The sequence below is a fragment of the Cyanobium usitatum str. Tous genome (genome assembly GCF_003011885.1).
Classification (GTDB): domain Bacteria; phylum Cyanobacteriota; class Cyanobacteriia; order PCC-6307; family Cyanobiaceae; genus Cyanobium_A; species Cyanobium_A usitatum.
Map to the genome: position 1 here is coordinate 1 of NZ_PXXO01000013.1, position 14,083 is coordinate 14,083.

At 61.5% G+C, this 14,083-nt stretch carries 13 protein-coding genes; 5 read left to right on the forward strand and 8 right to left on the reverse strand.

From position 1 onward, the window contains the following. A partial coding sequence (locus tag C7K55_RS10745) for a sigma factor-like helix-turn-helix DNA-binding protein (protein WP_277621542.1) occupies positions 1-288 on the forward strand: 288 nt, incomplete at its 5' end. Positions 289-294: 6 nt separating this feature from the next. Here C7K55_RS10745 and C7K55_RS10750 read toward each other — a convergent pair. The 3 genes from C7K55_RS10750 to C7K55_RS10760 form a co-directional block, all read right to left on the reverse strand. Continuing rightward, entirely contained in the window at positions 295-861 is a 567-nt protein-coding gene (locus C7K55_RS10750) for a hypothetical protein (protein ID WP_106632732.1), read from the reverse strand. A gap of 281 nt (positions 862-1,142) precedes the next feature. Continuing rightward, positions 1,143-1,610 (reverse strand): hypothetical protein, encoded by a 468-nt coding sequence (locus C7K55_RS10755; RefSeq protein WP_106632733.1) that lies wholly within the window; start codon positions 1,608-1,610, stop codon positions 1,143-1,145. A gap of 38 nt (positions 1,611-1,648) precedes the next feature. Further along, positions 1,649-2,731: an ABC transporter substrate-binding protein gene (locus tag C7K55_RS10760; protein ID WP_161956161.1), complete on the reverse strand. Its 1,083-nt coding sequence runs from the start codon at positions 2,729-2,731 to the stop codon at positions 1,649-1,651. Between the two features lie 16 nt (positions 2,732-2,747). Between C7K55_RS10760 and C7K55_RS10765 the strand changes: the two genes are divergently transcribed. Beyond that, the gene (locus C7K55_RS10765) at positions 2,748-4,043 is read left to right on the forward strand and encodes a ligand-gated ion channel (protein WP_241518321.1); all 1,296 of its coding nucleotides are present in this window, start codon (positions 2,748-2,750) and stop codon (positions 4,041-4,043) included. Between the two features lie 55 nt (positions 4,044-4,098). On the opposite strand, the gene C7K55_RS10770 is transcribed toward C7K55_RS10765, so the two are convergent. Further along, positions 4,099-5,739, reverse strand: a complete 1,641-nt coding sequence (locus C7K55_RS10770; protein WP_106632787.1) for an ABC1 kinase family protein — start codon at positions 5,737-5,739, stop codon at positions 4,099-4,101. Between the two features lie 78 nt (positions 5,740-5,817). Here C7K55_RS10770 and C7K55_RS10775 point away from each other — a divergent pair, with 78 nt between their 5' ends. From C7K55_RS10775 to C7K55_RS10785, 3 genes are read left to right on the forward strand one after another with little or no spacing between them, the layout of a single operon-like run. Beyond that, positions 5,818-7,149, forward strand: a complete 1,332-nt coding sequence (locus tag C7K55_RS10775; protein WP_106632736.1) for an Orn/Lys/Arg family decarboxylase — start codon at positions 5,818-5,820, stop codon at positions 7,147-7,149. A 7-nt stretch (positions 7,150-7,156) separates the two neighbouring features. Next, positions 7,157-7,816 (forward strand): precorrin-6Y C5,15-methyltransferase subunit CbiT, encoded by a 660-nt coding sequence (cbiT, locus tag C7K55_RS10780; RefSeq protein WP_106632737.1) that lies wholly within the window; start codon positions 7,157-7,159, stop codon positions 7,814-7,816. A 10-nt stretch (positions 7,817-7,826) separates the two neighbouring features. Beyond that, entirely contained in the window at positions 7,827-8,747 is a 921-nt protein-coding gene (locus tag C7K55_RS10785) for a phosphatidate cytidylyltransferase (protein WP_261351341.1), read from the forward strand. Between the two features lie 7 nt (positions 8,748-8,754). On the opposite strand, the gene C7K55_RS10790 is transcribed toward C7K55_RS10785, so the two are convergent. From C7K55_RS10790 to C7K55_RS10805, 4 genes are read right to left on the reverse strand one after another with little or no spacing between them, the layout of a single operon-like run. Then, entirely contained in the window at positions 8,755-9,393 is a 639-nt protein-coding gene (locus C7K55_RS10790; protein WP_241518322.1) for an LmeA family phospholipid-binding protein, read from the reverse strand. Next, entirely contained in the window at positions 9,390-10,283 is an 894-nt protein-coding gene (locus C7K55_RS10795) for an alpha/beta fold hydrolase (RefSeq protein WP_106632738.1), read from the reverse strand. Before C7K55_RS10795 ends, C7K55_RS10790 begins: the two co-directional genes overlap by 4 nt. After that, entirely contained in the window at positions 10,280-11,386 is a 1,107-nt protein-coding gene (locus C7K55_RS10800; RefSeq protein WP_106632739.1) for an iron-containing alcohol dehydrogenase family protein, read from the reverse strand. The genes C7K55_RS10795 and C7K55_RS10800 overlap by 4 nt, the downstream gene beginning before the upstream one ends. Before the next feature lie 52 nt (positions 11,387-11,438). Next, the gene (locus C7K55_RS10805) at positions 11,439-13,991 is read right to left on the reverse strand and encodes an ATP-dependent Clp protease ATP-binding subunit (RefSeq protein ID WP_106632740.1); all 2,553 of its coding nucleotides are present in this window, start codon (positions 13,989-13,991) and stop codon (positions 11,439-11,441) included. Positions 13,992-14,083 lie beyond the last annotated feature (92 nt).

Here is a 14,083-nt window from a genome sequence, read left to right on the forward strand (position 1 = left end):
CTGCTGGCAGGAGATGCGGAGCTGCCGGAGGAGCGGGTGGATGGAGAGTGCCTAAAGGGCGACCTGCGAGCGCTGCTTGAGCAACTGCCGGAGCTGCAGGGGCGGGTGCTGAAGATGCGTTACGGGATTGAGGCTGGGGAGCCGCAAGAGAGCTCGGAGCCGATGAGCCTCAGTGCCATTGCTAAGCAATTGGGCATGAGCCGCGACAAAACTCGCAATCTGGAGCGCAAAGCCCTCGAAGGCGTACGGGCCCAGTCAGGCATGCTTGAGGGTTATCTGGTGGCTTGAGCTGACTCAGCCGGTGGAGCTGACGCTGCGAGCAATCAGTACTGTCAACATCACGATGGCAAGAAGAACCTGAAGAGCCATAACGAGCTTGGCTCTCCGTGACATAACGGCTTCAGATGTGGGTCCGTAGGTGGAATTGACGTTCATCGAGATAAACAGGTAGTCGATGATGTGGGGTTCTGGTGGTTCTTCTCCCTGTCGGCTGGGCCAAATAAATGCACCGCCTGGAGTGCTGACATCAAGAAAGATATAGACAAACATAAATACGAGTACGCTTTCCATATAGACGGCTGCCACATCCCACAATCCTGCCAGTCCACCGCCTTGATGGCTGCCAGCAGTTGCAACCATGGACAGCACGTTGGCTATCACCTGAAGCATTGAAAACAGCAGATAGGCCAGGGCCCAGCGGAACAGATGGCGGTTTTTGCCGCGAAATAGGCTGACCGTTAGCCCGATTGTTACGGCGATGAAGGCAATTGTGGCAATGATGTCGATGCGGTGTACCAAATCGCTGAGATTTGGAGCAATCAAGCTGCGATGCCGCAGATGATTAACCAGCAGAAGATCCATTCCCCAGACGCCTGTCGTAGCAGCAATTACCGCTAGTCGCCCCCTGCCGCTAGTTAGACGCTCGCGCAGCATATCGGCGGGTCCAGCGCTTGTCTGGTTTGAAGGCTCACTTGCCATAATTTTGCTCCGGCTGATGGTGGGATGAAATATTTAGGTTTAATTGGGGAATTTTTGAACCAATTCAAGCGATGATATGGCAGCTATGTATATATTCTTTTGGTGATTATCTTGATTTTGCCGCTTATTTCAGGGGCAAGCCGATGTCTTTTTAAGTAGTAAAATTAGAAAAACTGATCGAAGTTGTCGAAGTCGACTGCGCTGAAGGTGCCTGCTTCTACCTGAGCCATAAGCCTTTCCAGCTGCACCCACAGGGCGCCAGCTGTGGCAATCGACAACACAAAAGAAACCAGCAGGGCAACCCCCGCCGAGAAACCGAATACCTGCAGGCTGCCGCCAATAAACAGGGTGATGCCGATCACCACGCCGAAGTAAGGCAGGGTGACCGCAAAACTGCCAAGCGGTAGCAGGGGCAGGCGATCCTGTTTCCAGCCCTCCAGCTTGTTTTCTACCAATTTGGCGAAGGTGAGCCCGCAGAGCACGCCGATGGCCAGACCCACACCAGCTACTAGGTAGGGGGGCTGGATGATCTGGGCATATTCCAGCAGGATGTCACTCGCATCGAGGTCGGCATACATCCAGCCGTCCGGCAGGGCGCTGCTGTCCATGGCGTCGAGGGGCAGGCTGGCCATCTGCTGAGACTGGTCTGGGTGGCCGAGACCCTAGGCCCTCACGGTTCCCAGCGCTGGGAACCCAGGAAGGTGAGTTCGACGAAGCTGCTGCCGTTGTGGTCCTGGGGACCCAGTTGCACCCGGTAGCCGCCAAGGTCTAAATCGCGCATCGTTTCAAGCGCGGTCACAAAGCGTTGGCGGGTTGGCGCCGGCCCGGCCCGACGCAGGCCTTCCACCGTCATCTTGGCGGCAAGGAAGCCCTCGAGGCTGATGAAGCCGAATTGGGGTTTGGCCTGCTGGCGGCGCATTAATTTCTGGTATTCCTTCACCACTGGCACCCTTTCGTTCCAAGGGAAAGGCACCACCTGGGCCACGCCAATGCCACTGGCCTCATGGCTTTGCAGCGAGGCCCGCAGGGCGCTGGTACCTACAAACGACACGTTCATCAGCTGGGCTGTGCTGCCGCGCCGCCGCATCTCGCGGCTTAAGGAGGCCGAGCTCGGGTAGGCCGCTATCACCAAAACCGCGTTGGCATTGGCGTTTTGCACCATGCTGGCTGCCCCGCCGGTTTGGTTTGAGTTGCGCTCAACGCTGGCAGTGGCCACTGGCTTGAGGCCATGGCGTCTCAAGGCCTTGAGAGATCCCTTGAGGCCGTCTTTACCAAAGGCATCGTTTTGATAGACAACCGCAACGCGATGGCGGCCGCTGCGCACCAGGTAGTCGACCATCCGGTCAATTTCCATGTGGTAGCTGGTACGTAGGTTGAACACCATGGGGCGATGGGGCTGGCGTAGCAGCTGGGCGCCGGTGAGTGGAGCTATTAGTGGAATTTTCTGTGTCTCAACCAAGGGCAACACCGCCTTGACGGTGGGGGTGCCCACGTAACCAAATAAAGCAAACACCTTGTCGCGTTCAACCAGCTGCTTGGTGTTGCGCAGGGTGAGAGGTGGGTCGTAGCGGTCGTCGAGGCTCAGCAGCTTCAGTCGCTTGCCATGGACGCCACCTTGGCGATTCACTTCGGCGAAATAGGCCAGAGCCCCTTCCCGGTATTCGCTGCCGAGCATGCCGGAGGGGCCGCTGAGGGCCGCCGACTGCCCCAGCACCATTTCTGTTGATGCCAGGGCAGGCAGGCTCAGCGTCAAGGCCAAAGCCGCTGCGGTGCCCACTCGCCCCCAACCGGCTTTCGGACTTAACTTCAGCAAACTGCAGCGGTTGGGCATGGGTAAGCGCAGGCAAAGGCCTTGGAACGTGCTGGCGATGGTTGCCGTTGTTCTGGCGGCCATCCTGGCAATTTTGGGGATCGGGCGCATTGATGTGAGCCCAGTGCTAAGCCGCGACTCTTTGCGTCTCTCTTCCGCGTCCCGTGCTCTCACCACCTTGCCCTTCGGCGAAAAGCCTGCCCTTGGTGTGTGGAGCGCCATGCGGGGAGACCAGCTCAGCGCCGGGGAGGAACGGGTGGATCGGGCTGAGTTTGAGAGAGCCCAATACAAGGTAGAAGTAGGAGTGTATTCAACTAGCAATTATGAGCTTGATCTAACGGTGCCAACCTATTCGAGTAATGGCTATGTTTGGCTGCGCTGGGAGGAGCCTATGCAGCGCTATGTGGAGGCTCGCGGTGGAGATATTTCGAGTATGTTTATTGTTCTTAACACCCTGCTTTCTGACAAGGATTCAAGCCTTAGGCCGGTGGGCAATGTTCCCGCGCGGCTTGCAGATGGTAGTTACTATCAATTGTTTACCTATGTGGGTCGTTATTATGTAGACAAGGCTAGTTTTCGGCACTATCCTTTCATGAGCATAAGTCTGCCACTTGTGATTGAGGCTAACGATATAGACGGCCAGCTTAGCTATCAAAATCTCCGTTTAATTCCAGAGATACGCAACAGCGGCATGGGTCTCTATGCACGCATTATTGGCTGGCTAAATACCGGCTGGTCGATTGCGGAATACAGGCACCACTACGCTACGAATTTTGGGCTTGGTGGCGAAGAAAACGACTACAGCCAAATCCTCTTTGAGATTTCCTATGGCACCTCTTCGTGGTCGTCTTTCTGGAGATTGTTGTTGCCCCTCTCCGTGTTGATGGCCATGGTATTGTTGGTATTTAAGGTGCGCCCTGATGAGCAGGATGCTCGTGCCAGTATCCCGGTCACTGTGCTCCTTACCCTGGTTTTTCTACAGCAAACCTATCGTGACAAGTTGCCTGATTTGCCCTTTCTTACCTTCCTTGATCAAGTGTACGTCGTTGCTTACGTAGTTACTCTGACGGCATTTGTGTTGGTTCTATGGATTGGACGACGCTATGCCGTGATGGAATCGATTGAAGATCCCGCCGAGAAACAAGCGTTATTGCTGCATCTAAATCGCCTTGATGATACCTGGCCCCTAGTGGTGGTTCTGTTGGGTGGTACTGCAATTACCTTCTGCTGGATGACGATCCCTCAGGTTGGTTGAAATATCTATTGTTTAAGCCTAATATTTAAGAACATTGTTTAAGTATGTCTATGGTTTAAGCGGGTTGCAGTGTGAGTTTCGCCAGCATGCCACTCACCAACTTGCGAGGTGAAAAAGTACGTCCCATCAGGCCCATCAGGGCTCGCAAATCGTCTGTGTGCAGGCGATCGCCCTGAACCAGAGTAAGTAGGAGCCGTTGCCTCAGGCTGCTGCCCTCTGGACCCAGAAGCAGCTTCAGGCCAGCCCCCGCAACTGGAAGCAAGTCGGGACTAGTGGAATCGTTCTCCACAACCGCCAATAGATTTTCTAGTCGTTCAAGCTGCAGGCGTCCTTCTCGATCAAAGAGCACCTCAAGTAGTTTTTCGCGCATCTCACTGGTGTCGCCTGCCAGCAGGCGGCGGGCTACGTATGGATAGGCAACCCTGATGATCTTGAAGCTGGGATCAAGCCGCAGGGCCAGGCCCTCCTGGCTCACCACCGCCCTGATGATCAGGGCGAAGCGAGCCGGCACACGAAAGGGATAGGCATACATCAGCTCCGAAAAACGATCGGTGATGGCTTTGAAGTTGAAGGAGCCCACGTTGTCGCCTAGGGCGCCACCAAGCACCTCCTCAAGGGCAGGAATGATTGGCTCGAGATCGGCCCGGGGATTGAGGAAACCCAGGCTGACGAAATCAGCCGCGAGGGCGGTGAAATCCCTATTGATCAGGTGAACAACGGCACCTGTGAGGGTGAGGCGATCGCTGTCGCTGATCGAATCCATCATGCCGAAATCCACATAGGCCACATGGCCCAGGGGGCCGGTTTTGCCGGAGAGCGCAAACAGGTTTCCGGGGTGGGGATCAGCGTGGAAGTAGCCAAATTCGAGCAGTTGCTGCAGCCCGGCGATCACGCCAGTGCGGATCAGGGCCGAGGGGTCCAGGTTGCGAGCCTCCAGCGCCTGGCGTTCCTGCAACTTGGTTCCATTGATCCACTGGGTGGTGAGCACCCGCTGGCTGGATAGCAGTCGCTCCACCCGCGGCACGGTCACTTCTGGTTGGCGGGCGAACAGATCGGCAAATCGTTCGGCGTTATTGGCCTCGAGCCGGTAATCAATCTCCTCAAACAAAGTTGAGCCGAATTCATCGATGATGTCGCCGAGGCCAAAGCCCAGGTTGAGTGGCAGCAGCGGCGCACTCAGCACAGCCAACAGGCGGATGATCACTAGATCCCGCCGCAGAATGGTGGGCAGATTGGGGCGTTGCACCTTGACGGCCACCCAGTGGCCATCAGCGAGCTGCGCTTTGTAGACCTGGCCCAGGCTGGCTGCTGCTACGGGGTAGTCGGGGAATACTTCAAATAGCTGGTCGGCCGGGGCGCCCAATTCCTGCTCAATGGTTGCCAGCGCAATCCCATGGGGATAGGCGGGCAGGTTGTCCTGCAGCTGGGTGAGCTGTTCGAGCCAGTCGCGCCGCACCAGATCGGGCCGGGTGGAAAGGGCTTGGCCCACCTTGATGAAGCAGGGGCCCAGGTCCGTGAGCGTGGTGAGAATGCGCCTTCCCAGCCGTTGCTGCACCTGGGCATTGCTGCTGTTCCCCTGCACCACCAACACCAGGGCCAGGCTGGACAGTTGCCAGATCACCACGAGCAGCCGGGCTATCAGCACCCAGGGGCGCAACAGCAACCAGCGCAGGTCTCTGCCTGGGTCGTAACCCAGCTCGCTGGCAGCTTCGGCGTTGGTCAAGTCACGGCAGCGGCTAGTTGAGCAGACTCTATTAACGCCATCCCTCTTTCCATGGGCCTGCCGCTGCATCTGCCGGCCCACGGCCGTGGTCGGGGTCTGTCTCCTGCCCTGCGGCGCCTGCTGCGCCAGCGGCCGGGCAGCTGGGATCTGCCGGAGCTGCCGGAGCAGGGTGGTCCCCTGATCGATACCGGCGCCGTCGCTGATGCTCAGCGGCGTTGTGCCTCCCAGCTTGGAGCGGGGGCGCTCTGGTTTGGTGTTAATGGTGCCAGTGGCCTGCTGCAGGCAGCCCTGCTAGCCCTCGCTCCCCCTGGCAGCCGGGTGCTGCTGCCCCGCAACCTGCACCGCTCCCTGCTGCACGGCTGCGTGCTGGGCCAGCTGCGGCCCGTGCTGTTTGACCTGCCCTTCGATCCGGCCAGCGGCCTGTGGCTGCCACCGGGTCCAGCCCATCTCGAGGTGGTGCTTGCAGCAGCCGAGCAGGACGGTCCCCTGGCGGCCCTGGTGCTGGTGTCGCCGAGCTACCAGGGCCAGCGCGCCGAGCTGCCGGCCCTGGTGGCATTGGCCCACGGCCGTGGGCTACCCGTGCTGGTCGATCAAGCCCACGGCCGCGGCGAGGCCTTGGCGGCCGGGGCCGACCTGGTGGTGCTCTCGGGCCAGAAGGCTGGCGGCGGTTTGGCACAGAGCGCCGCCCTGCTGCTGCAGGGCGGCAGGGCTGATCGCGATGCCGTGGTCCGGGCCCTGCTGTGGCTGCAGACCTCCAGCCCCAGCGGCCTGCTGCTGGCCTCCGCAGCAGCTGCCCTCGATGACCTCACCAGCTCGGCGGGCCGGCGCCGCTGGCAAGCGGCATGGCGCTGCGGCGAGCGCCTGCAGCGCCGCTGCCGTGCGCTGGGCTTGCCCCTGGTTGCAAATGACGACCCGCTGCGGTTGGTGCTGCACACCGCTGCCATGGGAATCAATGGGCTGGAGGCCGATGAATGGTTGCTGCAGCGGGGTGTGATCGCCGAGTTGCCTGAACCTGGGGCGCTCACTTTTTGCTTGGGTATGGCGCCGCCCCCTGGGCTGCTTTGGCGCCTGCCCCACCAGCTGCTGCGCCTGCGGCGTGCCCTGGGGGGACCACCCCTGCCACCCTTCAGCGCGCCACCGCTGCCGCTGGTAGCGGAGCCGGAGCTGCCCCTGGCCGAGGCCTGGCGCGCTCCGGCCGAAGTCGTGGCTTTGGCGGCGGCAGCTGGACGGATCGCCGCCGAACCCCTGTGTCCCTATCCGCCCGGTATTCCCCTGCTGGTGCCCGGCGAGCGGATCGATCTGGCTAGGGCTACCTGGCTGCGGCAGCAGCAGCACCTTTGGCCAGGCCAGATCGCTGATACGGTGAAGGTTGTGGCCGGATAGGAGGCCGATGGATTCCAGTGCCGCGGCCGACCTAGGCCAAGCCTCCCAGCAGCCGACCTACCAGTGGGATTTCGTCACCCCTGGGCTGCCGGATAGTGCCTTTGAAGACGCTCCGGGCTTCAGCCCCACCCCCATGGAGCTGAGGGTGATGCTGCTGGCCCATCTGCGCCCCCGAGCCGATTCCCTGGTGTGGGATGTGGGCGGCGGCACCGGTGCCCTGGCCCTTGAAATCGCCCGGCTGATGCCCAGGGGTGCGGTGCATACCCTCGAGCGCGACCCCGATGCCATCGAGTTGTTGGAGCAAAACCGACACCGCTTTGGCATCACCAACCTGCACATTCACGCTGGCGCTGCGCCCGATGATCTGGACCAGCTGCCCGCCCACCCAGATCGGGTGCTGCTGGAGGTGGGACGGCCCTTGGGTGATGTGCTGCTGGCGGTATGGGAAGCGCTGGTGCCCCGCGGGCGCTTGGTGATCAGCACCGCCAGCCTGGAGGGCTTGGTGGATGCCACCGATACCCTGGGCCAGCTGGAGGCCCGCGATGTGCAGGTGGTGCAGGCCACCGTGCACCGCATGCAACGGCGCGGCAGCCAGGCCAAATTGGCTGCGGCTGAACCACTGTTTTTGATTGCTGCCGAGCGCTCAGCTAGCTCTGAGCCCTCCTGATCGCCGCGTGTTGATACCCCCTACCCAGCCAGCTAAACCCCGCACCGCCACCTCCCTGCCCCGGCTGCTTAGCGGCTGGCTGGCTGGGGGCTTTGGCTTCGTGGTGGTGATGCTTGGCGGCTGGTGGTTCACGGTGGCCGTAGGGGTGATCGTGCACTTGGGGCTGCTGGAGTTCTTCCGGATGGCCCAGTTCAAGGGGATCCGGCCCGCCACCAAAACCACCCTGGTGGCGGTGCAGCTGCTGCTGGTCACCACCCAGCTGGCCAGTGGCAGTGGCTTAGTGGGTGGCGGTTGGTTTGCCGGCGATGTGGCCGCAGCAGTGCTGCCGGCCTCTGGGGCGGTGATCTGCGGCTGGCTGCTGTTGCAGCCGGTCACCGGCACCATCGCAGACATCGCCGCTTCAATTTTCGGGCTGTTTTATCTGGGTTTTCTGCCCAGCTACTGGATACGTCTGCGCGACCTGGCAGGCGACGCTCTGGCGCCCAACCTGGCGGGCCAGCCCTGGCCCGCCAGCGCCGGGCTCGCCCTCACCCTGCTGGCCTGCTTCCTGATCGTTGCCACCGACATCGGCTCCTACGTGATCGGCCGCCGGCTGGGGCGCCATCCGCTTTCGCCAATCTCCCCTGGCAAAACGGTGGAGGGTGCCCTGGGCGGGGTGGCCTGTGCTGTGGCGGTGGGTGCTTTCGGCGGCACCTTGATCGGCTGGAGCTGGGGCTGGCTGATCGGTGGGGTGCTCGGGGCGGTGGTGGCCCTGTTTGCCCTGGTGGGTGATCTCACCGAATCGATGATGAAGCGCGATGCAGGCCTAAAGGATTCCGGTGATGCCATCCCTGGCCATGGCGGGATCCTGGATCGAATAGACAGCTATCTGTTTGTGCCGGCGGTGGTTTACTCGCTGGTAACCCTGGTGTTGCCGCTTTTGCAGGGCTAGTGCAGGGCTAAGGGCTCACCTGGGCTGTGCCAATTAGCTGCACCATGCCTGCTTCTATGCGGGCATCACTGATGTGGATGCTGGGATCCATCGGCAGCCTGCTGCTGACGTTGCCGACTACGGAGCTGATTTCGATGCTGCCCCTGGCTGCCACAACGGTGGTGGCCAGCTCGACCAGGTCTGGAGTGCCGAGGGCCCGGGCTGCAAACACCAGGTTGTCGCGGCACATGCGCAGTTCCACCAGGGGCACGATGCCAAGTAGGGCTTCGCCTAGGCCATCGCCTAAGGCGCGCCACTGGGGGGCGCTGAGGGAGCGGGTGAGGCCGTCGGCGGTGAGGCTCACCTGGCCCTGGATCTCGAAGGCCCGCTCCAGCTGCAGCGGTTTGCCCTTGAGCAGGTTGCCGCTGTGCACTTGGATGGGGCCACTACTTAGCTCCACCAGCTCGAAGTGGAGGTCTTTGTAAATCACCCGGCGGGCCAGCAGTTGCACGCCGGCCAGGCGACCGCGCAGTAGTTGCAGGCCAGTGCCTTGCAGCTGGATATCGAGACTGCCGATGGACTGGGACTGTTGGCGCACCCAGAGCTGCAGGCCGCTGGCCAGCAGCTGCATCACCGGGCCGCCTGGTTTGTCGTCGCTGCTGCTCATTGCTGGGAAGGGGCGCCGAGCCAGGTGGCCGCGACGGTGGCGGTCTGGTCGAGGTGCGGTAAGTGGCCGCAGGCATCCAGCTCACGCACCCGCTCTCCTAACAGGGCCAGGGCCGCCCGCTTCTGGGGTGCCCGCAGGATGCGGTCATTGGCGCCCCACAGCACCGTGATTGGTTGGTTGGGCAGGGGGGCGCCGACGCCGGCGAAGCCACCGGAGCGGGCAAAGCGCCGCAGGGCATCAGCCCAGCCAGGGCTTTGCAGGTGCAGCGAGGCGATCTCCAGTTCGGCAGCTCCCACGGCGGCGTCCGGATCGGAGAAGGCGGTGCGGCAAAGGCCCCGGCGCACCCCTGGCAGGGACAGAAAGCGCACGCCCAGGCCATCGAGCAGGGGCGGCAGGGGCATGGGACGGCCAGTTAGGCCGGCGGGAGCAAGCAGCAGTAGGCGATTCACCTGCTCGGGCAGGCGTCGGGCCAGCTCCACCGCCACCGAGCCACCCATCGAGGCGCCGATCAGGCCGAGGGGGGCGGGATTGCGGTTGCTAATTTCCCGCGCCAAAACCTCCAGGTGGCGCAGCACGCCACTGGGGCTGTAATCGCCGCCGGTGGGTCTTGGGCAGAAGCCAAAGCCGTAAAGGTCGGGAATGAATAGCTGCACGCCGCTGGCCAGCAGGGGGGCCAGACGCCGGAATTCCAGGAAGGAACTATCAAAGCCATGCAGCAGCAACACCGGTGGCCCTTCGCCCAGCACGGCCACAGGCCAGGGCCCCTCCTCGCCGAGTTCAGGCAGGGGCCACCACTGCACCTGCGCTGCCAAGGCCCTGCCCTGGGGATCCAGCAGGCTGCGGGCCGCTGCCGCCACCAGGGCTTGCTGGGCTGTGGGCTCGCTGTTCACGCGGGCTGGCGCTCGCTGCTGCAGGTGCTCACCAGGGCTGCCAGTAGGTCGTTGGGCCCTACGGCAAAGGGCAGGTGGTGCAGATCGGAATCATCGCTGCAGGCAAAGGCGCAGGCCTGCTGCAGCTGGTGCAGGCCTGCCTCAGCCAGACCAAGCTCCTCCAGGCTCACCGGCAGGCCGAGCTTGCGGAACAGGGGCAGCAGCTGGCGCCGGGATTGGCCGGCGAGCTGGTTGCCGCCGAGCACCTCCTCCAGCCGCAGCTGCACCAGGATCCCGAAGCCCACCTTCTCGCCATGTAGGCGGCCATGGCTGGCCTCCAGTTGGGTGAGGCCGTTGTGAACGGCATGGGCAGCCACGGTGCGGCAGCGGGCTCCCCCAATACCGCCGATCAAGCCAGCGCTGAGCCCGCAGGCTTCAGCTACCCGCTCCCAGGCGGCGCCGTGGGGATCCTGGAGGGCAAATTCAGCTTCCAGCATGAGTTGGTCGCGCAGCACCCGGGCCATCTGAACCGCTTGCTGCACCAGGCCATCGCCGCTGGCGCCACTACTCACCGACGACTCGTACCACTTGGCCATGGCGTCGGCGATGCCGCTTGCCAAGGTGCGGGCTGGGGCTTGGCGGACTAGGTCGTGGTCAAAGATCAACAGATCTGGGCAGCGGGCCAGGGCCACATCGCCCAGAAAGGCACCTTCAACTGAATAGATGTTTGCCAGGGCAGTCCAGCCCGCGCAGGTGGCCGCACTGGTGGGCACGGTGATGCAGGCCAGACTCAGCCGGTGGGCCAGCAACTTGCCGGCATCGAGCACCTTGCCGCCACCAATGGCCACAACTGCATCGCAGCCTTGGTTTTGACAAATGGCAGAGACCTTTTTCAGGTCTTCTTCGCAGCAGTCGAACTGCAACTCGGCGCAGTGGGGCTGGAGCCCAGCCTGGTGTAGGTCGGCAACCAGTTGCTGCCTCAGCTGGGCTGTTACGGCGCTGCGACCTAGCACCAGTGGGCGCTGGCCCAAGGCAGCTAGCCGCGGGATGCCCTGGAGCCACGCTCCAGGGCCCCTCAACACCTCTGCAGGTGCGATGGCGTGTTGGCTCAGGGAGTTGCTCATCCCGCTGCTTCTTTCATCCCCAAGTGATGGTACGGGGTAGACCCGAATCCCCTCAAACTCCAGCCGCAGCCAATTCCGGCTCGGCCGGCAGGGCTGCCTGCTTGCGGATAAATACCTGCTTGTCCTCATTGACATCCACCAGGGCGGAGTCGCCATCGCCAATCCGTCCGGTGAGGAATTCCTCAGCCAGCGAATCTTCGAGCAGCCGCATCACTGCTCGGCGTAGGGGACGGGCGCCGTAGGAGGGGTTGTAGCCCTCCTCGACCAGCCGTTCCTTAAAGGCTTCAGTAACGGATAGGGAAATACCCTTCTCCAACATCCTGCCGAACACTTCTTTGAGCATGATCTCGGCAATGTCTTTGACTTCCTCGCGGTTGAGCTGACGGAAGACAATGATTTCGTCGAGGCGGTTGAGGAATTCGGGGCGGAAGTATTGCTTCAGCTCCTCATTGACTAGCGAGCGAATGCGGTTGTAGTTGGTTTCATCCGCGTCACCACCGCCGAACTCAAAGCCAAGGCCGCCGCCGCCCTTTTCAATCACCTTCGAACCAATGTTCGAGGTCATGATTATGAGGGTGTTCTTAAAGTCCACCGTGCGGCCCTTGGAATCGGTCAGGCGACCGTCTTCGAGCAACTGCAGCAGCAGGTTGAACACATCAGGGTGAGCTTTTTCGATCTCGTCGAATAGCACCACGGTGTAGGGACGACGGCGCACAGCCTCGGTGAGCTGGCCACCTTCATTGAAGCCCACGTAGCCGGGAGGGGAGCCGATCAGCTTGCTGACCGTGTGGCGCTCCATGAATTCGGACATGTCAAGCCGGATCATGGCTTCTTCGCTGCCGAAGAAGTAAGCCGCCAACGACTTGGTGAGCTCGGTCTTACCAACACCGGTGGGGCCGGAGAAGATGAAGCTGGCAATCGGGCGGTTGGGATTTTTCAGCCCCACTCGGGCCCGGCGGATGGCACGGGACACGGCCTTAACGGCTTCGTCTTGGCCAATCAAACGCTGGTGGAGGGTCTCCTCCATGTTCAGCAGCTTGGCTGTCTCGCTTTCAGTGAGCTTTTGAACAGGCACACCAGTCCAGGAGGCAACGATGTGGGCGATGTCCTCCTCCGTAACCATGGGCGTGCGATCGCCTTCGGCGGCGCCTTCAAAAACCGCTACGGGTGCACTACTACCGGCCTTAGCGGCCACGGCCTCGGATGCTGGCTCTTCATCTTTGCGGGTCTGCAGGATCGAGCGAATCTGCTCGCGCAGCTCTACTTCCTTATCGCGCAACTCACCAGCCTTGGTGAAGTCTTGCTCGCGCACGGCCTGTTCCTTGTCTTTCTGGACAGCGCGCAGCTGCTTATCGACTTCCTTGGCCGCCGGCGGCAACTTGGAATTCATCAGCCGCACTCGGCTGCCGGCCTCATCAACCAGGTCGATTGCCTTGTCTGGAAGGAAGCGATCAGAGATGTAGCGGTCGCCCAGGGTGGCTGCCGCAATCAGGGCCTCATCGGCGATCTTGAGGCGATGGTGAGCTTCGTAGCGATCCTTGAGACCGCGCAGAATTTCGATCGTGTCGATAACGGAAGGCTCGCCCACCATGACCGGCTGGAAGCGACGCTCCAAGGCCGCGTCGCGCTCGATGTGTTTCCGGTACTCATCAAGGGTAGTGGCACCGATGCACTGAAGTTCGCCCCGGGCGAGGGCAGGCTTGAGAATGTTTGCGGCATCGATTGCACCTTCTGCTGCACCTGCGCCGATCAAGGTATGAACCTCATCGATCACGAGGATCACGTTGCCGGCGCTGCGAATCTCCTCCATGATTTTTTTGAGGCGTTCCTCAAATTCACCCCGATATTTGGTGCCTGCCACCAGCAGACCGATGTCCAGGGTGAGGACTCGCTTGTCTTCGAGGATGTCTGGAATATCACCAGAATTAATCCGCTGAGCCAAGCCCTCTGCGATGGCTGTTTTTCCTACGCCTGGTTCGCCAATTAGGACCGGATTATTCTTAGTGCGACGACCAAGTATTTGAATTACCCGCTCAATTTCGTTCTGACGACCCACCACCGGATCGAGCTTGCCATCGGCGGCCTGCTGGGTGAGGTTGCTGCCGAACTCATCGAGAGTTGGTGTTTTTGTGGAGCCCTTGCCGCTGCCGCCACCGGCGGCGACTTCGGCTGTTTCGCCCAGCATGCGGATCACCTGGGTGCGCACCTTGGCTAGGTCAACGCCAAGGTTTTCCAGGACCCGAGCAGCTACACCCTCACCCTCACGGATCAAGCCAAGCAGCAGGTGCTCGGTGCCGATGTAGTTGTGACCAAGCTGGCGAGCTTCTTCTAGGGAGAGTTCAAGCACTCGCTTGGCGCGAGGAGTGAAAGGGATCTCCACGGCGACGAAGCCGGAGCCTCTGCCGATGATTTTTTCAACTTCAACGCGGGCATCTTTGAGGTTTACCCCCATCGACTTGAGCACCTTGGCGGCAACGCCAGTGCCCTCACCGATCAGGCCAAGCAAGATCTGTTCGGTGCCCACAAAGTTGTGGCCAAGGCGGCGGGCCTCCTCTTGGGCCAGCATGATCACCTTGATGGCTTTCTCGGTAAACCGCTCGAACATGGGCCTAGGCCTGGTGCAAGTGCTTCCAAGCTACCAGGGTTAACAGGTGAGGTGTGGTTTACGCCGCATCAAAGGCAGATCCCCTGCGGTGG